This window comes from Candidatus Oscillochloris fontis (assembly GCF_004138135.1).
In the GTDB taxonomy this organism is placed as follows: domain Bacteria; phylum Chloroflexota; class Chloroflexia; order Chloroflexales; family Chloroflexaceae; genus Oscillochloris; species Oscillochloris fontis.
The window spans coordinates 1-24,365 of record NZ_RYFD01000028.1 but is presented as its reverse complement, the minus strand read 5'-3'; the positions used below and the strand labels follow the sequence as shown (position 1 = coordinate 24,365).

The 24,365-nt window shown below is 61.1% G+C and carries 19 protein-coding genes and 1 riboswitch; of the genes, 11 read left to right on the top strand and 8 right to left on the bottom strand.

Annotation, left to right across the window (positions count from 1 at the left end):
- The first annotated feature begins 255 nt into the window (after positions 1-255).
- Entirely contained in the window at positions 256-1,161 is a 906-nt protein-coding gene (locus tag EKD03_RS11540; RefSeq protein WP_129630733.1) for a cytochrome c biogenesis CcdA family protein, read from the top strand.
- Between the two features lie 6 nt (positions 1,162-1,167).
- On the opposite strand, the gene EKD03_RS11535 is transcribed toward EKD03_RS11540, so the two are convergent.
- Positions 1,168-2,871 carry an ABC transporter permease gene (locus EKD03_RS11535; protein WP_202976790.1) on the bottom strand — a complete coding sequence of 568 codons (1,704 nt, stop codon included), beginning with the start codon at positions 2,869-2,871 and terminating at the stop codon, positions 1,168-1,170.
- A 188-nt stretch (positions 2,872-3,059) separates the two neighbouring features.
- Complete coding sequence (locus EKD03_RS11530; RefSeq protein ID WP_129630731.1) at positions 3,060-4,253, bottom strand: thiamine ABC transporter substrate-binding protein; 1,194 nt, start codon at positions 4,251-4,253, stop codon at positions 3,060-3,062.
- A gap of 63 nt (positions 4,254-4,316) precedes the next feature.
- Positions 4,317-4,429: riboswitch (TPP riboswitch) on the bottom strand.
- A 242-nt stretch (positions 4,430-4,671) separates the two neighbouring features.
- On the opposite strand from EKD03_RS11530, the gene EKD03_RS11525 reads away from it, so the two are divergent.
- The 3 genes from EKD03_RS11525 to EKD03_RS11515 all read left to right on the top strand — a co-directional run bounded on the left by EKD03_RS11525 (position 4,672) and on the right by EKD03_RS11515 (position 8,772).
- On the top strand, positions 4,672-6,534 hold the full coding sequence (locus EKD03_RS11525) for a GAF domain-containing SpoIIE family protein phosphatase (RefSeq protein ID WP_129630729.1): 1,863 nt from the start codon (positions 4,672-4,674) through the stop codon (positions 6,532-6,534).
- Between the two features lie 166 nt (positions 6,535-6,700).
- The gene (locus tag EKD03_RS11520) at positions 6,701-7,615 is read left to right on the top strand and encodes a DMT family transporter (protein WP_238613498.1); all 915 of its coding nucleotides are present in this window, start codon (positions 6,701-6,703) and stop codon (positions 7,613-7,615) included.
- A complete protein-coding gene (locus tag EKD03_RS11515) occupies positions 7,612-8,772 on the top strand; it encodes a MalY/PatB family protein (RefSeq protein WP_129630725.1) in 1,161 nt (386 codons plus the stop codon). The genes EKD03_RS11520 and EKD03_RS11515 overlap by 4 nt, the downstream gene beginning before the upstream one ends.
- 89 nt (positions 8,773-8,861) lie before the next feature.
- On the opposite strand, the gene EKD03_RS11510 is transcribed toward EKD03_RS11515, so the two are convergent.
- The 3 genes from EKD03_RS11510 to murJ all read right to left on the bottom strand — a co-directional run bounded on the left by EKD03_RS11510 (position 8,862) and on the right by murJ (position 12,865).
- A complete protein-coding gene (locus EKD03_RS11510) occupies positions 8,862-9,482 on the bottom strand; it encodes a Uma2 family endonuclease (RefSeq protein ID WP_129630723.1) in 621 nt (206 codons plus the stop codon).
- 126 nt (positions 9,483-9,608) lie between these two features.
- On the bottom strand, positions 9,609-10,871 hold the full coding sequence (locus tag EKD03_RS11505; RefSeq protein WP_129630721.1) for a glycoside hydrolase 5 family protein: 1,263 nt from the start codon (positions 10,869-10,871) through the stop codon (positions 9,609-9,611).
- 407 nt (positions 10,872-11,278) lie between these two features.
- Positions 11,279-12,865 carry a murein biosynthesis integral membrane protein MurJ gene (gene murJ, locus EKD03_RS11500; protein ID WP_129630719.1) on the bottom strand — a complete coding sequence of 529 codons (1,587 nt, stop codon included), beginning with the start codon at positions 12,863-12,865 and terminating at the stop codon, positions 11,279-11,281.
- A 141-nt stretch (positions 12,866-13,006) separates the two neighbouring features.
- Between murJ and rpsT the strand changes: the two genes are divergently transcribed.
- Complete coding sequence (gene rpsT / locus EKD03_RS11495; RefSeq protein ID WP_129630717.1) at positions 13,007-13,276, top strand: 30S ribosomal protein S20; 270 nt, start codon at positions 13,007-13,009, stop codon at positions 13,274-13,276.
- A 99-nt stretch (positions 13,277-13,375) separates the two neighbouring features.
- On the opposite strand, the gene EKD03_RS11490 is transcribed toward rpsT, so the two are convergent.
- From EKD03_RS11490 to EKD03_RS11480, 3 genes are read right to left on the bottom strand one after another with little or no spacing between them, the layout of a single operon-like run.
- Positions 13,376-15,358, bottom strand: a complete 1,983-nt coding sequence (locus EKD03_RS11490) for a hypothetical protein (RefSeq protein WP_129630715.1) — start codon at positions 15,356-15,358, stop codon at positions 13,376-13,378.
- An 8-nt stretch (positions 15,359-15,366) separates the two neighbouring features.
- The gene (glpX, locus tag EKD03_RS11485) at positions 15,367-16,344 is read right to left on the bottom strand and encodes a class II fructose-bisphosphatase (RefSeq protein WP_129630713.1); all 978 of its coding nucleotides are present in this window, start codon (positions 16,342-16,344) and stop codon (positions 15,367-15,369) included.
- Positions 16,341-18,455, bottom strand: coding sequence for a SulP family inorganic anion transporter (locus EKD03_RS11480; protein WP_338030942.1), 2,115 nt, complete (start codon positions 18,453-18,455; stop codon positions 16,341-16,343). The genes glpX and EKD03_RS11480 overlap by 4 nt, the downstream gene beginning before the upstream one ends.
- A 130-nt stretch (positions 18,456-18,585) precedes the next feature.
- Between EKD03_RS11480 and EKD03_RS11475 the strand changes: the two genes are divergently transcribed.
- The 6 genes from EKD03_RS11475 (at position 18,586) to EKD03_RS11450 (ending at position 24,209) form a co-directional block, all read left to right on the top strand.
- The gene (locus EKD03_RS11475; RefSeq protein WP_129630709.1) at positions 18,586-18,795 is read left to right on the top strand and encodes an FmdB family zinc ribbon protein; all 210 of its coding nucleotides are present in this window, start codon (positions 18,586-18,588) and stop codon (positions 18,793-18,795) included.
- Positions 18,796-19,032: 237 nt separating this feature from the next.
- On the top strand, positions 19,033-20,007 hold the full coding sequence (locus tag EKD03_RS11470; protein ID WP_129630707.1) for an STAS domain-containing protein: 975 nt from the start codon (positions 19,033-19,035) through the stop codon (positions 20,005-20,007).
- Between the two features lie 67 nt (positions 20,008-20,074).
- Entirely contained in the window at positions 20,075-21,115 is a 1,041-nt protein-coding gene (locus tag EKD03_RS11465; RefSeq protein WP_129630705.1) for a glycosyltransferase family 2 protein, read from the top strand.
- 89 nt (positions 21,116-21,204) lie between these two features.
- Positions 21,205-22,329 carry an NAD-dependent epimerase/dehydratase family protein gene (locus EKD03_RS11460; RefSeq protein WP_129630703.1) on the top strand — a complete coding sequence of 375 codons (1,125 nt, stop codon included), beginning with the start codon at positions 21,205-21,207 and terminating at the stop codon, positions 22,327-22,329.
- A 12-nt stretch (positions 22,330-22,341) separates the two neighbouring features.
- Positions 22,342-23,406, top strand: coding sequence for an NAD-dependent epimerase/dehydratase family protein (locus EKD03_RS11455; RefSeq protein WP_129630701.1), 1,065 nt, complete (start codon positions 22,342-22,344; stop codon positions 23,404-23,406).
- Positions 23,403-24,209 carry a glycosyltransferase family 2 protein gene (locus EKD03_RS11450; RefSeq protein WP_129630699.1) on the top strand — a complete coding sequence of 269 codons (807 nt, stop codon included), beginning with the start codon at positions 23,403-23,405 and terminating at the stop codon, positions 24,207-24,209. Before EKD03_RS11455 ends, EKD03_RS11450 begins: the two co-directional genes overlap by 4 nt.
- The last annotated feature ends 156 nt before the right edge of the window (positions 24,210-24,365 follow it).

The window sequence follows — 24,365 nt, the reverse complement described above, 5'->3', positions numbered from 1 at the left end:
CAGGTGTGATCATGAGGTGTGCGGATGATCTGACGCTCTGCTCAGTGCGCATGGCGCTGAACAATCCGCCGTAGGTCATGTTCTATACAGCTTCGAGGGATTCGGGATGAGGAGTACCTGTTCAGTACAAGTATAATTATTATAGCAATAGGGGTGGGGGGCGTCAATGGATAATTGTTAGGGTATGGCAAATACCGAAGGTGCTATACTACCCCCCAGAGGTATCCGATCCTAGGTACAAGAAAGCGCTACACGATGTCTGTTCCACCTAGCCAGGCACAACCAATCTCCCGCCGTCTGATCATGGCGGTTGGCGCGATCATCATTCTGATCGCCCTCGTCTTGCTCTCGCTCAATAGTGGCCAGGATGTCAGTTACTTGACGGGTGGATCGAGCCTGTTGGTTCTTGCATTCCCCGCCTTTTTGGCCGGAATACTCAGTTTTCTCTCACCGTGTACCCTGCCCATCCTCCCGGCCTACTTCGCCTTCACCTTCCAAGCCGGGCGGCACGGGGTCTTTCTGATGAGTGTGGCCTTCTTTTTTGGCCTCGCCACTACGCTGACGCTCTTGGGGGCGAGTGCCACCGCACTGAGCGGGCTGATCTTCGCGAATCGTCAGGCGCTCACCTTTTGGGGTGGGGTGGTGGTGATCATTTTTGGCTTGATGGGGATGGTGGGTAAGGGCTTCGCTGGCCCGCAGATCCAGGAGCGCCCCGCCGCCACCCTCTTCGGCTCTTACGTCTACGGGGCGACCTTCGCCCTGGGCTGGACGGCCTGTGTGGGGCCGATCTTGGGCGCACTGCTCACGTTGTTGGCGGCCACGAGTGGGGTGGCGATTATTCAAGGTGCCGTTCTGGCTTTCATCTACGCGCTGGGGCTGGGGACACCACTCATCCTGCTTTCAACTTTCTTTAACCGCCTGGGTAATGGCTCGAAGTTCTGGCAGATGATCCGGGGCAAGGGCTTCGAGGTGAAGCTCTTTGGTCAGAGTCTCTTTCTGCACAGCACCAGCCTGATCAGTGGTTTGCTGATGGTCTTGATGGGGGTGCTGCTTGCCAGTGGCCAACTGGAGGCGCTCTCGCGGCTCTCCAATAGCACCAGCCTCGCGCAGTGGTGGGTGGAGTTGGAGAGTTGGGTAAGCCGCTTGTTCGGGTTGCAGTAGTTTCTCCTACATCTCCGCTCCGGGTGGCCTGATGCGCTCCAGGGCAATAAAACTGACTGCCGTGGTCAGCATGAGGATGCTGCTCATGGCCAGCGCCTGCCCGTAGTTGATGGCCCCCGGCTGGCCGAGCAGCCGGAAGATCATGACTGGGAGGGTGGGGGCGTCGGGGCGCACCAGTAACAACGAGGCTCCAAACTCGCCTAGCGAGACGGTGAAGGCGAAGACGGCCCCGGTGATGATCGCGGGCATGATCAGGGGTAACTCGATCCACAGCCAGGTGCGCCACGGGCTGGCTCCCAGCAGTGCGGCTGCTTCGGCGAGGCGCGGGTTTAGCCCGCGTAGGGTGGGGAGTAGCGCACGGATGACAAACGGTAACGCCACTAAGCTGTGGGCCAGTGGGATGAGCCAGGGCCAACTGCGTAGCCCCGCGAGTTGTGGGGTGCTCAGTGCCACCAGGTAGCCTAGCCCCAGCGTGACCGCACTTGTGCCCAGCGGGAGCATGAAGAGCGCGTCTATCAGGTTGAAGATCGCCCCACACCATGATCGCGGCTGCTTGCATGGCGCGTTGCCTAGCAGGTAGGCGGCGGGAATGCCCACCAGCAGCGCGATGATTGCCGTGGCGCTGGCGATGCGTAGCGAGTTGCTCAGTGCGGTGAGTGGTGCGACAAAGAAGGCCGAGTTGCTGCGGTTTTCACCTAACGCGAGGTAGTAACCGAGGCTCAGCCCCTCCGGGCCAAGCAGCGAGCGTACCACCAACGCCACCAGCGGTGTCGCCAGCAGCACCAGGATCACCAACACGTTCGCGCCTACCAGCAGGTGTTGCGCAACCCCCTGCGGGCGTCGGGCCACCGCCGTGCGCGGGAGTCGGTCGAGCGGGATGGCGCTGCGCGCCGCCAGCCGGGTGTAGATCAGGCTGAGCAGCAGGGTGCATCCGGCTTGCAGCAGCGCCAACGTGGCGGCAAGATCGAGCCGCAGCAGTTGGGCGGTTTGGCGGTAGATCACCACTTCGAGCGTCGCCATGCGTGGCCCGCCCAGGATCATAACCACCCCGAAGCTGGTGAAGGTGAAGATGAAGATCAGCAGTGCGGCGGCCCCAATCGCGGGCGCGAGCAGTGGCAGTGTCACCTCGCGGATCGCCCGCCAGCGCGAGGCGCCCAGCAGCGCGGCGGCCTGTTCGAGACGCGGATCGAGGTTGGCCCAGAAGCCGCCGACCATGCGCAGCACCACCGTGTAGTTGTAGAAGGTGTGGGCCAGCAGCACCAGACCGAGTCCGTTGGGGATGCGTAGTGGTGGTTGGGGCAGATCAAACAGTGCTTGCAGCCCCAGATTGATCAGCCCACGCGGGCCAAGCAGTGCCCCCAACGCCGCCGCCACCACCACCGTGGGCATGACAAAGGGTACCCCGGCCACGGCACGCAACACCTCGCGGCCAGGGAAGTGGTAGCGCGCAAAGACATAGGCTCCCGGCAGCCCCACCAGCAGGGTCAGCAGGGTGGAGAGCGCGGCCTGCGCGGCGCTAAATCCCAGCACGCGCCAGGTATAGTCATCGCGCAGCACCGCCCAAAACCCCGCCAGCCCCTCGGCAAAACTCAGGCCCAGGATGGCCCCCAGCGGGTAGAAGAAGAAGACCAGCAGGAAGGCCAGCGCCAAACCACCTGGGAGTAGCCGTATAGGTTTTGACGCTAAGACGCTAAGGCGCAGAGTCTTCACAATATGCCCCCCACCAGTAACTGTTCACACTACTCCTTGCCTCCAGGTTTTGACGCAAAGACGCCAAGGCGCAAAGCCTGCAACAACCCTTGGCGTCAAAACGAGGTTTCTTTTACCCCAAGTGTGAACAGTTACCTCCATCAAAACCTTTGTGGCGTTGCGCCTTTGCGTCAACCAAGGGTTGTTGTTTACCGCAGCACAATCTCCATCCACTCGCTGAGCCAGATCTCCCGGCCCGCCTCGATCTGCTCCGGGGTGAGGCCAGCGGGCTGGCTGGGCACCTCAGCAAACTGGGTGAAGACCTCAGGCTGGGGGGCACTCGGCAGCGCCGGGTAGACAAACATCTGCAAGGGGATGTCGGCCTGGAAGGTCTCACTCAACATAAAGTCCACAAACTGGCGTGCTAGATCTTCATGCTGGGTACCCTTGAGAATCCCGACAAACTCGATCTGGCGGAAGCTGCCCCCCGGCACCAACAGGTTGCCCGTGGGTGGCGCGCTCAGTGCCCCTTCACTAAAATAGACCTCAGCCGCCGGGCTGGTGGCGTAGCTGACCACCAGCGGATAAGCACCCGCGCCGCTGCTGCCACTGAACTGAGTGTAGTAGGCGTCGCTCCAGCCGCTGCTCACAAAGACCTCATTGGCACGCAGATCGCGCCAGTACTCCTTCCAGGTATAGTCGCCCTCCTCACCAAAGTGGCTGATTGTGGCCAGTAAGAAGGCCAGACCGGGCGAAGAAGTGCTGGGGTCTTCCACCACCAGCTTACCGCGCCACTCCGGCTTAGTCAGATCCTCCAGGCTGGTCGGCGGGGTCAGCCCGGCACTCTCCAGCGTCGCCGTATCGTAGTTGATCGTCACATAGCCATAATCCACCGGCAACAGGCGATTGCTGGCATCCAGGCGCAACTCGGCGGGGATAGCCGCCAGCGCCGGGGAGTCATAGGACAGGAAGATGTCGGCCTCCAACGCCCGGCTGAGGAAGGTATTGTCTACCCCAAACAGCAGATCGGCCAGTGGCGCATTCTTACTGAGGATCGCCTGGTTCAGCACCGTTCCGGCATCGCCCGCCTTGAGCACCTGCACCAGAATACCGGTCTGGGCGGTGAAGGCGGCCAGCACCTCTTCACTAACACTAAAACTATCGTGAGTCATGATCACCAGGGTCTGGCCCGCAGAGGCCGGGGCATCGGTAGCGACGGGGTAGGCGGGGACGCTGGTGGGGGCATCGGTAGCGACGGGGTAGGCGGGGATACTGGTGGGGGCATCGGAAGCTGCCGGGTAAGCTGCCGCCGTTGCGCTGGGCACCGGCGTCGGCGTGGCGGCGCTCTGGCCACACGCAGTGAGCAGCAGCGTCAGGGTGAGCAGGGCGATCAAACGCTTCATAGGAACTCCTTGTTCAACACCAACAACAAAAAAGCCACCGACCTGTGGGGAGGTACGGCGGCCAAAAGGCTGCGGTTGCTTCCCTACGCTGGAATAACCCAGGTCAGGTTCCACGGGTCAGCGACGTAAATGGTCGCTATCTCAGCCAGGCTACCCCGGCCCCCCGAGCGTTATCAGTTCGGTGACGGGCGGCATGGTAGCACAGGCGTTGCGTGGCGTCAATTGGGGAGTGTGTAGTAACTGTTCACACTTGGGGTAAAAGAAACCTTATTGTTCACGCGAAGGCGCGAAGCCGCGAAGGTTTTGTTATAGACGTTGCATCTTGGCGTCAAAATCGGCATACATGGAGAAGTGTGGCTAGCTACGTGTGCTACAATCACCCGTGGGTTGTTCTGAACCAAAAGATGGTACCCGACCTATGCCCGCTCCTGATTTACAACAGCGCATTGCCGATCTCAATCTACTGGCGCAGACGCTTAATCAGACGCTCGATCTGCGTGAGGCGCTTGATGCGGCCTTGGTGCAGATCTGTCATCTGATCGGCCTGGATACGGCCTGGATCTTTTTGCGTGGTGAGGCGGATACGTTCCTTCTGGCGGCGCGCCATCAACTCCCGCCCGCGCTCAGTTACCCCGGCCCGGCCTGGGATGAGCGTTGCGACTGTCAGACGCAGTGTGCGGCGGTACCGCTGGATAAGGCGGTGCAGATGGTGCGCTGTTCGCGGCTGCGCGAGGCTGTGGGCGATAAGTGGGGCTTGATGCAGCATGCCTCGGTGCCGCTGCGCAGTGGCGATGAGGTGCTGGGGATTCTGAATGTGGCGACCACCCAGTGGGGACGCATCGCGGCCCCCGAACTGCAATTGCTCTCGGCAATTGGTTGGTTGCTGGGAACGGCGATTGCACGTGCCCAACTCTACGCCCATGTGAAGGTGCGCCGCGTGCAGGAGCAGCGTACCCTGCTGGCGCTCTCGCAGGATCTGTTGGTCAGCGAAGATCTCGAACCGGCGCTCCAACGCCTCGCCCGCGTCGGGGCGCGCCTGCTGGACGCCGATGCCTGCGCGTTTGTCGAGGCTGATGAGTTGGCCGGGCGGGCGGTCTTGCGCGCCGCGTTTGGCTGGAATCTGCCCGCCAATCTGCCATGGCCGCTGGCGCTTGATCCCGCCAGCCCGCACCTCTGGTATCTGCCGGAGCGTACCAGTATACTCGCCGATGAGTCACTGACACCCCTCCCGCCGCTGCTGGCCAGCCAGGGCTTCCACGGCCATCTGGGGCTGGCGGTTGATCTGGGTGGCGCTCCGGTGGGGACGCTCATGGTGAATAGCCGTGTGCCGCGCCAGTTTCTTGATGATGAGGTCCAGTTGCTGGGGCTGCTCGCCAACCAACTCGCTCAGACCTTAGAGCGTGAACGGTTGCACCAAGAGGCGCTGGCGCGCCAACGCTTGGAGCAGGAACTTGATCTGGCGCGTGAGATTCAGGCCAGCTTTTTGCCTCACTGCTGCCCCAGCCTCCCCGGCTATCAGATCGCGGCCTACTACCGCGCTGCGCGGCAGGTCGGCGGGGATTTCTACGACTTCATTGAGCTTCCGCCGCCCCCCGGTAGTGCGCCGACCGCGCCGGGTAGCCCGCCGCGGCGCGGGGAGACTGTCTTTCGCGCCGGGCGGCTGGTGGCTCCCGATCCGCAGGATCTCTCCTCGGCGCAACGCTTGGGAATCGTCATCGCCGATGTCACCGACAAGGGCGTACCGGCGGCCCTCTTCATGGCGCTCTCGCGCACGCTGCTGCGCGCCACCGCCATTGATGGCCGCCAACCGGCTGAGGTGCTGCAACGTGCCAACCGCCTCATTCTGGCCGATTCGCGCTCCGGCCTCTTTGTTACCTGTTTCTACTTGACCCTGGAGACGGCGAGTGGCCACCTCACCTATGCCAACGGTGGGCACAATTATCCGTTACACTATGCGACTGCGACTGGCCAGGTGCAGCCGCTCCGCGCACGCGGGATTGTGTTGGGGATTGTGCCTGATCCGCAGTTTGAGCAGCATGAACTGATGCTCCAAGTGGGGGATGTGGTGTTGCTCTATACCGATGGTGTGACCGAGGCGATGAATCCCGCCCGCGAACTCTTTGGCGATGAGCGGCTCCACGCGCTGCTCCACGCCCATGCCCAGCGTTCACCCCACGAGATCATCAATGCGGTCTTAGCGGCGGTTACGGAGTTTGCCGCTGGCCAGGCTCAATCGGATGATATTACGATGGTGGTGTTGAAACGCAATCCACTAGGGTAAAGGAATTGCCCACTCCTACACGAAGCTTCTTTATTGACGCCAAGGCGCAAAGACGCAAAGGTTGTGATTGGTGTCTATCTTGAAGGCTTTGCGCCTTGGCGTCTTTGCGTCAAAACCTGGATGCTAGGAGCAATGTGAACAGTTACTGTTTGAAGGAAGCCTCTTCGTGAAACGTCCCGTCCTACCCTACATCGTGCTCTTTATCGGCGTCCTGATCGCTTCAACCTCGGCCATCCTGATTACCGCCGCGATCAACCTGGGGGTGGCCCCGCTCAGTGTGGCGGCGGGGCGCATCACCCTGGCCGCGCTGATCATTACCCCGATTGTGTTGCTCCGTTCGCGTGATGAGTTGCGGCGTATCAGCCAACGCGATCTCATGCTCGCAGCCCTCTCCGGCATCTGTCTGGCCGCCCACTTTGCGACATGGATCAGTTCGCTCGCCTATACCTCGGTCGCCTCATCTACCGCGCTCGTCACCACCAACCCGGTCTTTGTCGCGCTAGTGACGTGGCTGGTCTTCCGTGAACGGCTGGCCTGGGGGACATGGCTGGGTGTGCTGATCACGGTGCTGGGGTCGGGTCTGATTGCGCTTAGTGATCGTTCGGGGAGTGGGAGTAACCCACTGTTGGGCGATCTGTTGGCGCTCATGGGTGCAATGACTGTCTCTGGCTATTTTCTGCTTGGCCGCCATCTGCGTAGCCGTATTAGTCTGCTACCCTACATCTGGATCGTCTATAGTACCGCTGCGCTGGCCTTGCTGCTCTTGGCGACACTCCTCGGTCACTCGCTGATCGGCCTGCCGCCGCTCGGCTACCTGCTCATCCTCGGCTTGGCGCTAGGGCCGCAACTGCTCGGCCACACCGCGTTCAACTGGGTGATCAAGTATCTCTCACCCACGCTGGTGACGGTGGCGATTCTGGGTGAGCCGATTGGCTCTGCACTGATGGCGATCTTCTTCTTTGAACAACCGCTGATGCCGTTGCAAATGGCGGGCGGTCTGCTTTTGCTGATTGGGATTGGGGCCACGGTACTCGCAGAGCGCCCCGCTACACGCACGAAGAAAGGTAACCTGAACCCATGATCTTCGATTTTGACACGATCATCCCCCGGCGCGGCACCGACAGCATGAAGTGGGCCGCCTATCCTGAAGACGTGCTGCCCATGTGGGTGGCCGATATGGATTTCCGCTCCCCGGAGCCGGTCATCCGTGCGCTGCACGAGCGTGCCGAGCATGGCATCTTTGGCTATGCGATGCCACCCCACGAGTTGGTCACGACGATCTGCGAGCGAATGCAGCGCCTCTATGGCTGGCACGTTGCCTCCGATGAGGTGCTCTTCCTCCCCGGTCTGGTCACGGCGATCAATCTGCTCTGCCACGCCATTGGCACACCCGGCGACCATGTGGCAACGCTCACGCCGGCCTATATGCCGTTCCTCAGTGCTCCGCTCAACCAGGGCCGGGTCTGCGATACCTTCGATATGACCCAGATTGATCACGGCGATGGAACGCTCAGTTATCGCCTCGATCTGGATGCTTTCGCGGCCAGCCTGCACCCCCAAACCCGCCTACTGCTGATGAGCAATCCGCACAACCCGATCGGCATGGCCTACGACCGCGAGACTCTCACTGGCTTGGCTCAGATCTGTCTGGAGCGCGGGATTGTCTTCTGCTCCGACGAGATCCACTGTGATCTGATGCTCGATGGCACACCCCACATTCCCGCCGCCGCGCTCTCGCCGGAGATTGCCGCCAACACCGTCACGTTGCTGGCCCCCAGTAAGACCTTTAATGTTCCCGGCCTGGGCTGTGGGATCGCGATTGTCCAGAACCCCGAATTGCGCCACCAACTTGTGCGTGCCGCCATGGGCATTGTGCCCCACGTCACCGCCTTTGGCTACACGGGAGCGCTGGCGGCCTACCGCGAGGGTGGCCCGTGGCTGGAGGCGGTGCTGGCCTACCTGAGCGAGAACCGCAACACGCTGCGGCGCTACCTTGCCGAACACCTGCCCCAGTTGCGTACCACCGTGCCCGATTCGACCTATCTGGCTTGGATTGATTGCAGTCAGGCCGGGATCATCGGCAGCCCGGCCACATTCTTCCTGGAGCGCGGCAAAGTCGCACTCTCGGACGGTGTGACCTTCGGGGCCAACTGGGGCAACTTCGTGCGCCTCAACTTCGCCTGCCCGCGCTCGGTCTTGCTGGAGGGGCTAGAGCGAATGCGCAAGGCGCTGGCGTGATGGGGTAAACAACAGCCCTTGATTGACGCCAAGGCGCCAAGACGCAAAGGTTTTGTTGCTGGCTTTGCGCCTTGGCGTCTTGGCGTGATCTATTCAGCATCCAATACTGTACTCACCTCGACCGCGAAACCAGTGAGCAACACCGAGGTTGCCACCTCATCGCGCCCAAACACCCCGTGGTTGAGATACGCTGTGCCCTCTAGGCGCAACACGGTTATCGTTTCCACTACGGGGTTGACGATCCAATACTCAGGGATACCCGCCTCAGCATAGTCGTTCACTTTCTGGATCAGATCCCGATCTGGCGCATCCGGGCTGACGATCTCGACCACGAGATCAGCACCGAGCCAGTAGCTGTTCTGGTTACGCGGATCGTGCGCATCACGCAGCACGAGGAGATCGGGTTCACGGAACTTCCCCGCCCGTATCTGAAGCCGCAACGGTGCATAGTAGACGACACCTAGTGGACGGATGTAGGCCAACAGCTTGAGCAAGAGGAAGAGCGAAATCGCTTGGTGTTTGCGAGTTGGCATAGGGAGTACATCCAGATACCCATCGGTGAACTCGATCATGCGCTTGGTATGATCCGTGAGCCGCAGATACATCTCCTCCGACCAGTGGCCCTGTAACTGGTCGAAATCAATGATGAGTTGGTTGTGCTGGTCAACGATGCGCAGTTCTGGATTCAGTGCCTGTTTGGTCGTGACCATAGGTGTGTTCCTTCCCGGTCTGGTTGCTGGATGTACTTTAGCACGTATGTACTTAGTATGTCAAGGGGTTGGGGATCATTTTTCATCCTCTGCGCACCTCTGTGTCCTCTGCGGTAGACTCCTTCCCTACCCATCCCGCGCCTCAACCCAATCGGCAATGATCGTCAACAGCGCGGCCTGCGGGTCGCGCCAGTAGCGTTCGGGGTCTATCGGCATGCTCGGTGGCCCATTGGGGCTGCCGCGCTCGGCGTGGGCAAAACGGCGCACCACGCCCGCCGCCACCTTCTCGCGCCCATCGGCGCTACTCAGACCCCAACTGCGCACCGGGATAGCCCGATCTGCGGGTGTAGCCCCCCACAGACTCGCGGGCAGATCGGCGTAGCCTGCCAGCCACACCCCGCCCGCCCCGGCCAGCCACAGCGCCCTCAGTGCCGCTTCCAGGAAGCCCGCCTGACGCTCCTGGTCGGCCAAGAAGGCGGGAGCCTTTTCACCATAGGCGTGGCTGGCGACCCAGCCCGCTCGTCCGTCCACTTCGGTTGCCAAGCCCAAATCAGTGATGCGGATCGGTGTTGAATAGCCCTCGGTGCGCAGCAGCGCCGAAGTGACGGCGTGTAGCAGCGAGGGATAACTGATCTCCCAGGGCCGTGCGACATGCGGCGGAGTGAAGGTGGCTACCGAGATCGCCACGTCGGCTCCCGTGCGGGCAATCTGGGAGGGGCGTAGGCTATCGGTACGCATCAGGTCGCTACCGTCAACCACGCCGCTGATACGGGTCGCCTCCAAGCGCCGCGCCTGCTCCACCAGATCGCCCCACCAGTGGCCCGCCACCACGTGCGAGTGGGCACGCCGCACCCGCCCCAACCCGGCCCCAAGTTGCCAACCCTGAATCGCCGGGTGACTCGCAAAGTTGCCGATGGTTTCCCGCAACAGATACCGGGTGGCCGTGCGCAGATCGGGATCAGTGTAGAAGTCGCGGGCTGGCTCGTGGCGGTAACGACTATCCACCAGCAGCGGCGGCGGTGGCGGCAGGTTCTGTGCCTGGAGCGCCTCCTGCGGATTGCGGTAGCCCACCGCCCAGCTTGGCATCTGCATGATGCCCGCCAGCGTCCCCGCCATCAGCCCCACATGCGCCTGCAACCCCGCCGCGCCTACCGCCTCTAGCCCCCGTTCCAGCCCGCGCAGCACCGCTGTACTGATGCGCGTCTGGCCGGGTTGCACCTCCGCCCAACGCAGATCGAGATGCACACTGTCACAACCCAGCCCCGCAATCTGCGCCAGATCCTCGCGCACTGCTCCTGCATCATATTCGCCCCAACTATTTAAGACCGCCACCCCCGACGCACGCGGGCGCGGCCAGTAGGTCATACCGAGTGTGAAAGAATGTGTCATAGTAATACCTTAAAACCTCAAGGAGTATTCCGTTTTTGACGCAAAGACGCCAAGGCGCAGAGCCTCTAATAGAAGTCTCCATCAAAATCTTTGTAACTGTTCACACTTCTCCTAGTCTCGTAACAGTTCACACTTCTCCTAGCTTCCAGGTTTTGACGCCAAGACGCAGAGGCGCAAAGCCGGCAACAAAACCTTTGCGTCCTTGCGCCTTTGCGTCAACACGAGGTTTCTTTTACCCCAAGTGTGAACAGTTACCTAGTCTCCAGGTTTTGACGCCAAGGCGCAAAGCCTGCAACAACCCTTTGCGTCTTCGCGCCTTTGCGTTAAAACGAGGTTTCTTTTACCCCAAGTGTGAACAGTTACAAATCTTTGCGTCTTTGCGCCTTAGCGTCAACTAAAAGTTCGGCTTACCCCAAGTGCGTAATCCGCAACACCCGACTGATCCCATAATACCCCCCCGCCCCCACTCCCGCCACCAGCCCCAGCCAGAGCGTGAGCGGCAGGATCTCGCGCTGCCAGATATACGGGTGCTCCAGCGCCAAAGCGGGCAGGAACCCCATACTTAGGCTCCGCGCCAGTAGCAAGAACCCCGCCAGCAGCAGGGTCGCCCCGCCCGCCCCGGCCAGCCTGCGCCACATGCTCACATCGCGCCACATACCGGGGATGGCGATGCCCAGCAGCCCAAAGAGGAGCAGCGCCTCAATATTGTTGGCCAAACTGAAGGCTAACGCCAAGGCTCCAATATCTCCACCACGGGTGAGCAACCAAGCTCCCAGACCGATATTCAAGCCGACCTGCAACAACCCCACCAACACTGGCGTCCAGGTGCGTTGCAGCGCATAGAAACTGCGGATCAGAATCTCAGAAGCGGCGAAGGCGGGTAGCGCGGCTGCATAACCAATCAACGCCTGGGTGGTGTAGTGCAGCGAGAGCGTATCGAAGGCACCGCGTTCAAACAACACCCGCGCCGTTGGCATACCCAACACCAGCAGCGCCACACTCGCCGGCAGCGTCAGCCAGAGGATCGTACCGAGCGTGCGGCGCACATCAGCGGCGAGTTCGCCATAGCGCCCCTCGGCCACCAGCCGCGCCAGACGCGGAAAGGCGACTTGACTCAGGCTGAGCGAAAAGACCCCGAAGGGCAAGAGCATCAACTGGTAGGCATAGATCAACCCGGCCACCTTCGCATCCCCATCCACCAACCGCGCCGCCAGCGCCGAGGTCGCCACGATACTGATATGCGCGGCGGCCTGCCCCAGCACACGCGGCCCCATCTGGTGCGCCACCGTGCCCACTTCGGCCATCTGACGGCCCAGGTTCAGATAGAGGCGCATCCCCATCCCACGCAATGCCGGGAGTTGCACCAGCAGGTAGCCGAGCGCCCCGATTACCACCCCCCAGCCCATGCCCCAGATCCCCAGCCACGGCGCTGCTAGTGCCCCCAGCATAATCCCCAGGTTGTAGATCGTCGGTGCGAGCGCCGGAGCCGTAAAGCGATCCCGCGCATTCAGCGCCGCCATCGCCAGCCCGCCCAGGCCGAGTAGCAGTGGCGAAAAGAGAAAGAGCCGCGCCAGTTGGGTCGTCAGTTCGAGCGTCGCTGGCTCAAAGCCCTGCCCGCCATAGATTACCTGCACCAGCCAGGGCGCGGCCAGAAAGATCAGCCCACTCGCCACCGTCAAGATCAGCAAGGCCCAACTCAACACCGCCCCGGCCAACCGCCACGCCCGCTCTTCCCCATCCTGCTCCCACACCTGAATAAAGACCGGGATGAAACTGCTGCCCAGCGCTCCCCCGATGATCACCAAATAGAGCAGATCCACAATCTGAAACGCCGAACGATAGGCGGTCATCTCCGGGCTCGTACCGAAAAAGTAGGAGGCGATCACATCGCGCAGTACCCCCGTGATCCGGCTGAGCACGAAGCCACCCATCACAATCAGGCTATTGCCCAAGGCTCCGCTACGGGCACGGCGGAAGAGAGAAACAAGTTGCACGCAAGGCGTCCTTATGCTATAATTTCCCGCTAGTGGCTCGCATCAGCGAGCAAGCGGGAGGGGCAAGGGCAGCACCGGCTACCCAACACCCCTCTTCACCATGTACTATCGTATAGATGATCATATCGGAGGATCGGAGCCTTGGCAAACACGAAGTCGGCCCAGAAGCGCATTGGCACCAACGCCCGCAAGCATGCCCGCAACCAGATGTACCGCTCACAGGTGAAGACGGCGGTCAAGAAGGCCGAGCAGACAATCTTCAGTGGTACGCCCGATCAGGAGACCATTCGTGCAGCGCTGAGCATGCTCGACAAGGCCGCCGTCAAGGGCATCATCCACAAGAACAACGCCGCCCGCCGCAAGTCGCGCTTGGTCAAGAAGCTCGGCGAGGGTGCTGCTGTCGCGGTGTAATACGCCCACCTGCGGTGGGGGTGCGGAGGCAACAAATCCGCCCCCGCAGATCTTAATTGGGTGGTTGGTTAGCGGCACAGCCGCTAACCAACCACCCAATTAAGTATGTAAGTAGTCCCGCACCTGCATGATCCAGATCATCAGCCCGTACCCCATGATGATCGCCAGCGTTCCGAGGGCGACCAGCCGCTGCATCCGCCCGCGTTGCCACAGCACCCCCAGCATCGCCCCGGCACTCAGGCACAGCCCAGGGTAGAGGAAGAGCGCCCAGCGCACCCCTTGATCAGCGACGAGCAGGATCGCCTGGCTCAGCACCATACCGATCCAGAGTCCCCCCAACCCCATGCGTAGCCCGGTCATCTGCGCCTCGCGCTGCCTCCACAGCCACCCCAGCCCCGCCACTGCAACCACGCCCAAGAGTGGTGGGAGCGGGTGCCCGCCGGGTGCGCGTACCCCCACGATACTGCCGAGTGTCCACCCGATGATCGCGCCGAGCGGTCGCCCGCCACCTCCGCCGGTGTCGCTGCTCCCCACTCGCTCCAGCATCCCATTCAGGTAGACCGGGGCGCTGTAGTAGATCAGCAGCACCAAGCCCAGCGCACCACTCGCCACCAGCGTTAGGTGCGGCAACCCGATCAGCCCGGCATCACGCTTGCCACGAATCCAGCGGATCAACGCCAACAACCACAGCCCCGCCGTAAACGCCCCCAGCGAGAGCGTTACCCCAGAGTGGGCCAGCAACCCCGCGCTGAGTAGCCCCACTGCCCCGATCAGCCAGGCTTGCGACCACGCCCGCCTGTCGCTGACCACCACCAGCGCCACAAACCCAAAGGCGATGATCTGCCCGCCCACATTCGCCAACTCACCCACCGAAAGCGATTCGAGCACCGGAATGGGCAGCAGATAGCACGCCGCACCCAACAGCGCGGCGGCATGCCCCAACCCGGACGCCACGAGCAACAAGGCGATACCGGCTACCACGAGGCTGTCCAGCGCGGCGGTGCCGATCTGCACCAGCGCCAGCCGATCCTCAACCAGCAGTTGCCCCGGCAGCAGCAGCATGTACATCCCGGTTGGGTAGGGAGCCATCCCGCCCCCGGCCTCGCTCGGCAGCCCGGCGCTCTGGAAGACGTTGCCCAGGCTCAGCGCGAAGAGCTTGTTGGCGTGGAACATCGAGTCGGAGTAGCGTGCATGCGGGTGGAGCATCCCACCGCTGCGTAGCGCCAGCGCCAGGATGCTGAGCGCCACGACTTGGCGCACAAAGGCACGGTGGTTGCCGAGGTTGCGCGTAGCCAGCCAACCCATCCCGGCCAGCACGAGCGCGACTCCGGCTATTCCGGCCAGGGTGGGCGCAAAGGTCGTTGTGGCGAGGCGCGCCAGTGCTAACGCCAGCCCCCCCGCCAGCCCCAACCCCCACAGCAACCCCAGATTCAGCCGGGGGCTGCTCGTCAGCAGGTGTGCCCCGGCATAGACCGCGATCAAGCTCAGGCTGAGCCACCCCAACACCGGCCACGCCGGGCTACGCGGCCCCGCACCAAGCTGGGCGATGCCCAACTCATACCAGACAAACCCTAGTTCACGCGGATCGCCCCCGGCAATAAACGGGGCGGTATGCAGGCTGAGGTTCAGGTTCCCCGCCGCATCAGCCTGCGTCAGAATATGAAAGCGCCGCACCTGATTGGCCGGTAACGCCACCTGGAGCGCCACCGCTCCCATTTGCCACGTGCTCAACGTCGGCTGCGTGCCGGGCTGCCCGCGACCACTCAGCGTCACCCGGTAGGCTCCGCCACCCACACCATGCAGCGCGATCTGGGTTTGCGCCTGAGTCCAGCGGTAGGGCCGCTCGCCCGGAGCCAACACTTCCCACCACCAGCAGGTCTGGCTGGGGTCATCAAGGCATGCCGTGCGGGTCGGCGGTTCTGAAGCATGTGCCCCACGGATGAAGGCATCCTCATCCATGCGCCGCTGGCTCGCCACATCCCCACCAATTGCCCAGGCCATCTGGAGCGGCGCTTGGTAGGCGGCGAGCCAGAGCAACCAGATGCCCAACAACGCCACAACCAGATCGCGCATCCGTTTCATCACGTTCATTATACCGCCGTTATCAGATGTTCGGCCTGAATAGTGCGCCGGGTGCGCGTCTCGCAGCGCAGGATCAACGAGTTGGTGCTGGCGCGATCATGTTCAAAACTGACCCCCTCAAGCAGCAACCCAGAGGTGATTCCGGTGGCCACAAAAAAGACCTGATCCCCGGCGACCATATCCTCACAATTGAAGATACGCTTGGTCTCAACCCGCGCCTCGATCAAGGCAGCGCGCTCCTCGGCACTCTGCGGGGCCAATCGCGCCAACATCCCGCCGCCCAACGCTTTCACCGCGCACGCCGAGAGCAACCCCTCGGAGGCTCCACCCACGCCGATCAGCAGATCCACCGGCCCATTTGGAGCCGCCGCCAACAGCGCCCCCGAAATATCGCCATCATCGGTGAGCATCACCCTAGCCCCGGCGGCCCGAATCTCCTCCAGCAGATCCTGATGCCGGGGGCGATCCAACAAAAAGACGACCAAGTCGCGCACTGCCTTGCCCTTCGCCCGCGCCACCAGCGCCAACGTCCATGCTGCCGGGGCATCCAAACACTCCGGCACCAGCGCGGCGGCGGCGGTGCGGTTGACCACCATCTTCTCCATGTAGGCGGCGGGGCTAGGCGACCACATCGAGCCACGGGTGGCCACCGCCGCCACCGAGATCGCCCCGGCGCGCCCATAGGCCAAGAGGCGTCGCCCATCAATCGGGTCTACCATCACATCGGTGGGAATGCCGCGCCCGGTGCCGACGGCCCGACCCGCGTGCAACTCAGGTAGCCCGATCCCCACCCGGCTATCTTCACCCATTGCAATCTGGCCATTCATCTTCAGTCGGTCGAGCGCCCGCAACATAGCCGCGCTTGCCGCCCGATCCGCCTCATCACTACGCCCCAACCCCATCCAGCGCGCCGCACTAATCGCCGCCGCCTCGGTCGTGCGCACCAAATCCAAGCCCATATTACGGTAGAGTTTGACTTCACTCATCCCGGTACCTCAACTGCCTCTAACAATGCCGCTGCTTCCCAGGACAACATCCCCCCATGAAGGATCGTCAGATCATAGTAGCCGTTGGCGTGCAGATGCGCCGCCGCCCGGATACTCCGCCGTCCACTCTGGCACACCAACACAATCTGGCGGTAGCGCGGCAGATTCTCACTGTCGCGCAGAATATTGAGCAGCGGCACCAACTTCGCCTCTGGGATATGGCCCTGGCGATATTCACGCGGCTCGCGCACATCCACCACCAGTGGCGGCGTCTCACTACGCAGATGTTGCCACAGATCGTGGACATTGATCTCTGGAATCTTCGGCAACGGCCCGTAATCGGCCAGACTCGCCACACCACCCGGAAATTCACGCTTGGGCAGATCCTGACACTCGCGGAAGACCCGCAGTTCACACTCATAGATACAAACCGCCGGATCGAGCACGCGGTGGAAGATGCGGCTAATCGCCTCATCCTCATCCAAAAAGCCCTGTTCACCGAGCAACTTCACAAACCCGGTGCGCTGCATCACCCGCAGCACCGGGTCACGCACGCGCACCAGAAACATCCCGCCACCGCGATCCCGGCAGACCTGCAAGACATTCTCCAAGGCCCGAATACCACTAATATCACAGTGTTGGACGCTATGCATGCGCAGCATCAGGAAGCGCTGGTGGGGCTGGCGGGCGAGAATAGTATACAGACTCTCCTCGACGTGATTAGCTGCACCAAAGTAGAGATCGCCCAACAGATCCACCACCGCCAACTGCGGGCAACTAGGGCGCTGCGGCTGGTGCGCCCAATGCTGAAAGCTCTCATCGGGCACCACATCCAACACCTGGGGCATACTCGTCTTGAGCAGATAGTAGCCCAGCGACATCAACACCCCAGTCAGCACCGCAAACTGCAACGGCAGCACCAGCGTCGCCGCCAGCGTCACCAACATAATCGCGGTATCTCCCTTGGCCCCGCGCCAGATCCGCAGCATAGCTCGGCGGTCAATCATACTATAGGCGGTCACCACCAGCGTACCCGCCAACACCGCACGCGGCAGATGCGCGATGAAGGGCGTTAGCACAAAGATCGCGAGCAGCACAAACAGCCCCGAAAAGGCGTTGGCCATCCCAGACTTAGCCCCCGACTGGTAGCTCAAGGCTGAACGATTAAACGACCCCGACACCGGGTAGCCACTGAAGAACCCGGCGGCGATATTGGCCAAGCCTTGGCCAACAAACTCCTGGTTACTATCCAGGCGCTGGCGTGAATGGCTTGCCACCGCGCGCGCAATTGCCACCGCCTCCACCAACCCAATCATAGCCAACGCCAAAGCCCCATTCGCCAACTGGCCAATCAGATGCAGATCGAGCAGTGGCAGGTGCGCCAGCGGCGGCAGGCTACGCGGCAACTCGCCCAGAACCTCGACACCCCAATGCTCCAACCCCAACCCCCACGAAACCAAGCCGCCAATCACCACACTCAGTAGCACAGCGGGCAACTTGCGCTGCAACTTGGGCAACATCACCAAGAGCGCAATCGTCCCCAGCCCCAACAGCATCGAAGGCGCATGCAACTCGCGAATCTGGATCACCGTCGAGCGTAGGGTCGCGAGTAGACCGCCATTGCCTGCTAGATTCATGCGCAGCAGCGGCTCGATCTGATTGGACATAATCAGGATGCCAGCCCCAGCAGTAAAGCCCACTGCCACCGAATCGGAGACAAAATTGACCAACAGGCCCAGCCGAGCCAGCCCCATGATCAAGCGAAAGACCCCGGCCATCACCGCGATCAGACCCGCAGCAGCCACAAATTCTGGGCTACCTGGTGCTGCAATCGGCAACAGCACCGAAAAAGCCAGGATCGAAGCGGTATTGGTGGGGCCAGTATGCAAATGGCTGGAGGAACCCCAGAGCGCCCCGATGATCCCGGCCACTACCGCCGCATAGAGGCCCATGGTGGGGGGCAAGCCAGCCAAGAGCGAGAAGGCTAGGGCTTGGGGCAGTAACACCACCCCCACCGAGGCTCCAGCAACCAGATCCGCCTGAAGGTTGGGGATCGAATAGCCACGTAGAAGCCGGAGCGGCTGCGTGAAGAGCGTTGATGTACTACGCATGTAGGCCAGCATGGCCACCACCTCCAAGATACTGGTTGGGGTGGCTCATAGTAGCATGCTCTCGCTGTAACCTCAACCGCACCCCACGCATCTAAACCACAAACAACCCACACATGGAGGTTCATTTCGTATGCCGCTTTACGAATATCAATGTCCCGATTGCGAAAGCCGCTTTGAGCGCCTCGTGCGCAGCACCGAATCGGCCCCTAAGGTCGTCTGCCCCACATGTGGCGGCGATCAGGCCGAGCGCATACTCTCGATGTTTGCCACCTCTGGCCCACGCGGTGGTTCGGCCTCCTCCTCCTCCTCCTCCGGTGCCTCCTGCGGCCCGGTTGGCTGAGGCTTCCCCTCGCGGTCGTGAACCGCGTAACCCTCCTCCACCTGAAACGCAAACCCGCCTCCCTATTTTTTGGTGTATGTTGGTGGCGAATCCGCCAACATACACCAAAAATTGGAGTTTGGGGCGCAGCCCCAAGGACTTTGCCCATGCCCTACCATTCTAGGCTGCGCAGTGTATATTAAGTTATAAGTCATGTATAATGGATGATAACCTTGCTAAAGACATCCAGAGTGACTCATGAATACAATCGCCCTGACGCAGCGTCAGATCAATCTTGGTCTCCTGATCTTTCTCTCTGTAAGCAGTCTTGCCCAAGCCTTGATCTTTGTTATCAAGGGCGGACAGAATCAGATTATTGCCTTCGGTATCGGTGGCATAATCTTACTGGTGCTATGTATCGCCTACTGGCGTGGCTGGGAGCCAGCGCGCTACCTTGCGGTGATCACAGTGGTGGGGTTCGTTGCGAGCTTTCTTCAAGAACCCTTTCTCTCCCAGTCCATGGCCCCCGAAATCTTCTTGCCGCCGGTTGTGGCGCTGATCCTCGCCGAGCCGATCTGGGTCGTTGCTACTGGTGTGCTGCTACTGACGGTCGTCGGGTTGCGCACTGGCGGCGAAACGACCTATCTGGAAATTGATAACCTCATAACCTACATGATGGTCGTTGTCGGTATGGTTCTCAGTCGGCTCTCTGTTGATACTGCACGTCGTCTGAGCGAGGCCAACGAGCGCGCTAACCAGGCGCGGGTTGCAGCCGATCAACGCGCCGAGGCGCTCGCCCAGCGGAATGAAGAACTACACGCCTTGCTCGTCGAGAATGCAGCGCAGCGCAATGCTATCCGCGATCTCACCGTCCCGCTGCTCCCAATTGCCGATCAAGTATTGGTGTTACCCCTCGTTGGGACACTCGATAACGAACGCTTGGGGTTTATCGAGGAGCGTGCGCTCAAGACGATCCACGAGCGCCATGTCAGCACGCTGATCATTGACTTGACCGGAATCACCGTTGTTGATACCGATGTGGCGCGTCGGCTGATCGTACTGGTCAATGCCGTCAATCTGCTCGGTACCCAAGTGCTGCTGGCTGGGATACGCAGTGAAGTGGCCCAGACCCTCGTCGAACTCAGGATCGATTTTGGTAGACTGACCATCGTGCGTGACATACATGCAGCGCTTGCCTATGCCTCGAATGGAGTGACATTGTCATCTCTATGATGCTGAATGCTGCGCAAGACAAACCAGAGTACCCGCCACTTTGCCGCGTTCTTGGTATAATCGCCCTATGCATCTGCCACTTGCCCACGCCGCACCCGCATGGGCCGCCTATGCTCGTGTTGAATCCGCGCCGCTGCCGCTGCTGCGCGATCCGCACCTGCCCCTCGTCAGCGTCATCACCCCTTCGTATAACCAGGGGCGCTACCTGCGCACGACCATCGAGAGTGTCCTAACTCAGGACTATCCGAACCTGGAGTACCTTGTTGTTGATGATGGCAGCGATGACGAGAGCCACGCGATTCTGCGCTCCTATGCCCACGAACCGCGTCTGCGCTGGCTCGTTGCGGGCCAACGCAGCCAGAGTAACGCGATCAACATGGGCTGGGCACGCAGTCGCGGCCAGCTTCTGGCCTGGCTGAATAGTGACGACACCTACTTGCCCGGTGCAATCTCCACCCAAGTTCATGCTTTGTTGCGCAACCCTGGCGTCGCAGCGGTCTATGCCGATGCGCAGTATATCAACGCCGCTGGTGCCCCTCTCACCCGCATTTATGCGCGCCCCTACAGCCCGCTGGCTCTCTTGCGGCTCGAAATCCCGGCCCAACCAACCGTCTTCCTGCGCCGTGAGATTGTGGCTCAGGTTGGCCCGCTTAGCCTGACCCGCCGCTACAGTATGGACAGCGACTACTGGGCGCGGATTGCCCATCTGGCTCCGTTGCTTCATGTTCCCGCCCTCGTCGCGACCTACCGCCTCCACGCTACCTCCAAGACGGTCGCCCATACCAGCGGCTTCTACCAGGAGTGGCTGGACGTGGCCGAGGCATTTTTTGCCGACCCGCGCACTCCGTCCGAGTTGCAACGGGAACGTCCAGCAGTTCTGGCTGACATCTACGCTGCCATGGCGAACCTGGAGGCCCAGAACGGACAATCCGCGCAGGCACTGCGCTACCTGGCCTATGCATGGAGCTTGGCGCGGCTGCGCCCACGCATGCTCAAGTTCCCCTTGAGCCTTGTTGAACACCACATTCCACTCGGTCTGGCCGCGCACTTTAGTGCCGCGTGGGGATGGGTGCATCGCCGCCAACACCATCACAACCCCGTGCTATAATAGCGCGGCTTTTTTCCTCACTGATTTTTCATGCTCAGTAGTAAGAAACTATCTGAAAATAGACATATACCACAGATAAAGGCGCTATTATGTCAGATCGGGTGCTCATCACCGGCGGGGCCGGGTTTATCGGCTCGTTTCTTGCCGATTACTACCTTGCCCAAGGCGCAGCGGTACGTATCCTCGATAATCTCGATCCTCAGGTACATCCCCAGGGCCGCCCGGAGTACCTCGCCGCCGATGTTGATCTCCACATCGCTGATGTGCGCGATAAAGATGCGCTCCGGCGTGCACTTGAGGGCGTGGATGTGGTGATCCACGCCGCCGCCGCCGTTGGGGTGGGCCAGTCAATGTATCGCGTCCAGCACTACATAGACACCAACGCGGGTGGTACGGCGGCGCTGCTCGATGTCTTAATCGAGCGCAAACAGAACCTGCGCAAGCTGATCGTCTTCACCTCGATGACTGGCTATGGCGAGGGGTTCTATCGCCGCCCTAGCGATGGTACGCTGCTGCGCGTAGATGTGCGCACCCAGGAGCAGATTGATCGTTGGGGCTGGGAACCAGTTGATCCGGCTACCGGTGAAGTGTTGGTTGCAGCACCCACGCCCGAGCGTGCCGCACCCATGGCCAAAAACGTCTATGCGCTCTCCAAGCGCTACCAGGAAGAACTGGCCCTCAGCCTAGGTGAGTTCTATGGCATCCCCACCACCTGCCTGCGCCTCTTCAATGTCTATGGGCCGCGCCAGTCGCTCAGTAACCCCTACACCGGCGTGCTCGCCATCTTCCTCAGCCGGATCATGGCCGGGCATGCCCCGATGGTGTATGAGGATGGCCAGCAGACCCGCGACTTCGTCTCGGTGCATGATGTAGTACGCGCCGCCGCGCTGGCCGTTGAGAACCCGGCGAGTGATGGGATGGTGTTGAATGTGGGCACCGGGAAGGGCCGCACGATTGCCGAGATTGCCAGCACCCTCGCCCGTCTGCTCGGTCGTGCCGAGATCGCCCCCACCGTCAGCGGACAATTCCGCAAGGGCGACATTCGCCACTGCCTTGCCGACATCAGCCAACTCCAAACCACGCTCGGCTTTACCCCCCAGACCGATTGGGAAGCCAGCCTGACCGAGATCATCAACTGGTCGGCGACCGCCCCCCAGCAGGACTCCTTCCAGCAAGCGGATCAGGAGTTGCGGGCGCACGGGATTATTAAATAAAGGATAGTGACGATGTCCAGTACAGCACGGCGGGTCTTAATTACCGGCAGTAGTGGCCTGATCGGTTCCGAGGCCGTGACCTACTTTGATCAGCGCGGTTGGGATGTCCATGGCGTGGACAACAACATGCGCCGCGACTTCTTCGGCCCGGATGGGGACACCACCTGGAATCTGGAGCGCCTGCGGCACGCCACGCGCCACTTTACCCACCACAACCAGGATATTCGCGACCGGGCGGCGATGCTCAAGCTGATGGCTGAACTGCATCCCGACCTGATCATCCACTGTGCCTCGCAGCCCTCGCACGATCTGGCCAAGGATCGCCCCTTTGATGATTTTGATGTCAATGCGGTCGGCACCCTGAACTTACTTGAAGCCACCCGGCGCAGTTGCCCCGAGTCGCCCTTCATCTTCATGAGCACCAACAAGGTGTATGGCGATGCACCCAACGAGATCCCACTGGTAGAACAAGCGACGCGCTGGGAGTATGCACGTCCAGAGGACTACCATGGGGTGAGCGAGAGTTGCCGGATTGATGCGTGTCTGCACAGCCTCTTCGGAGCCTCCAAGGTCGCCGCCGACGTGATGGTGCAGGAGTACGGGCGCTACTTCAACATGCCCACCGTCTGCTTGCGGGGCGGCTGCCTGACTGGCCCCAACCACTCCGGGGCCGAGTTGCACGGCTTCTTGGCCTACCTCGCGCGCGCCGTGCGCGAAGGGCGCACCTATCGCATCTTTGGCTATAAGGGCAAGCAGGTGCGCGACAACATCCACTCCTACGATGTCTGCACCTTCTTCGAGGCGTTCTACCACAACCCACGCATCGCCGCCGTCTACAACCTATGTGGTGGGCGCGAGAATAGCGTCTCGATGCTTGAGGCGATCAGCCGCTTTGAGGATCTGATCGGCAAGCGGCTAGATGTCCAGTATGTGGACGAGAATCGCGTCGGCGATCACATCTGCTACATCAGCGACCTGCGCCGCATCCATGCCGATTACCCCACTTGGCGCCAGGAGTACACCCTGGAGCGCACGTTTGCGGAGATCAGCCGGGGGCCGCAGGGCGATGCCGCATGAAACTATCAATAGTCATCCCCGCGCGCAATGAAGCGGGTAATATTGGAGCTACGATTGATGGTCTACGAACACGTCTGAGCCAAGCGGCGATCCCTTATGAAATCCTCGTGGTAGATGATGGGAGTAGCGATGCAACCTGCGCCGTGGTGGAGGAGCGTGCGGCAACTGATCCGGGGGTGCGTCTCGAACGTAACTTGGGTGCCCACGGCTTTGGCCGGGCAGTGCGCTATGGCCTCGAACGCTTCACCGGTGATGCGGTGGTGGTCGTCATGGCCGATGCCTCCGATAATCCCGACGATATTGTGCGCTACTACTATATCCTGCGTGATGAGGCCGAATGTGTCTTTGGCTCACGCTTTGTACGTGGTGGACGGATCTATGATTACCCGCGTTTTAAGTTGGTGATCAACCGGCTGGCGAACCACTTTATCAAGACCCTCTTCCGCCTGCGTAGCAATGATATAACCAACGCCTTCAAAGGCTACCGTGCTGAGGTGATCCGGGGTTGCCAACCCCTAATCTCGCCCCACTTTAATCTTACCGTCGAGATTCCGCTCAAGGCGATTGTGCGTGGCTATAGCTATAAGGTTATTCCGATCAGTTGGCACAACCGTAAAACCGGCGTGAGTAGCCTCAAACTTGAAGAACAGGGTAGTCGTTACCTCTTCATTGTGCTGTATGTCTGGTTGGAACATATGCTCACCAAGGGCGATTATCGGCGACCGCGCACTGAGTCATTTCAGCCGTGGGTTGCTCGTTCGCGAACAGAGCAGAAACACTCACTATCTCATTCGGTTGAGTAGTGTGTTACCAGTTCTTCTAAAAGATACCGCATAGTCACACTGCTATTCGTTCAGTATTGCTAAGCGGTATCTTGTATAACTCACCTTACGCAGTACGTATGTACGGATAAAGACGGTCTTTCGTGCCAGATCATGCTCCTTGCGTCGCCCGTAGCG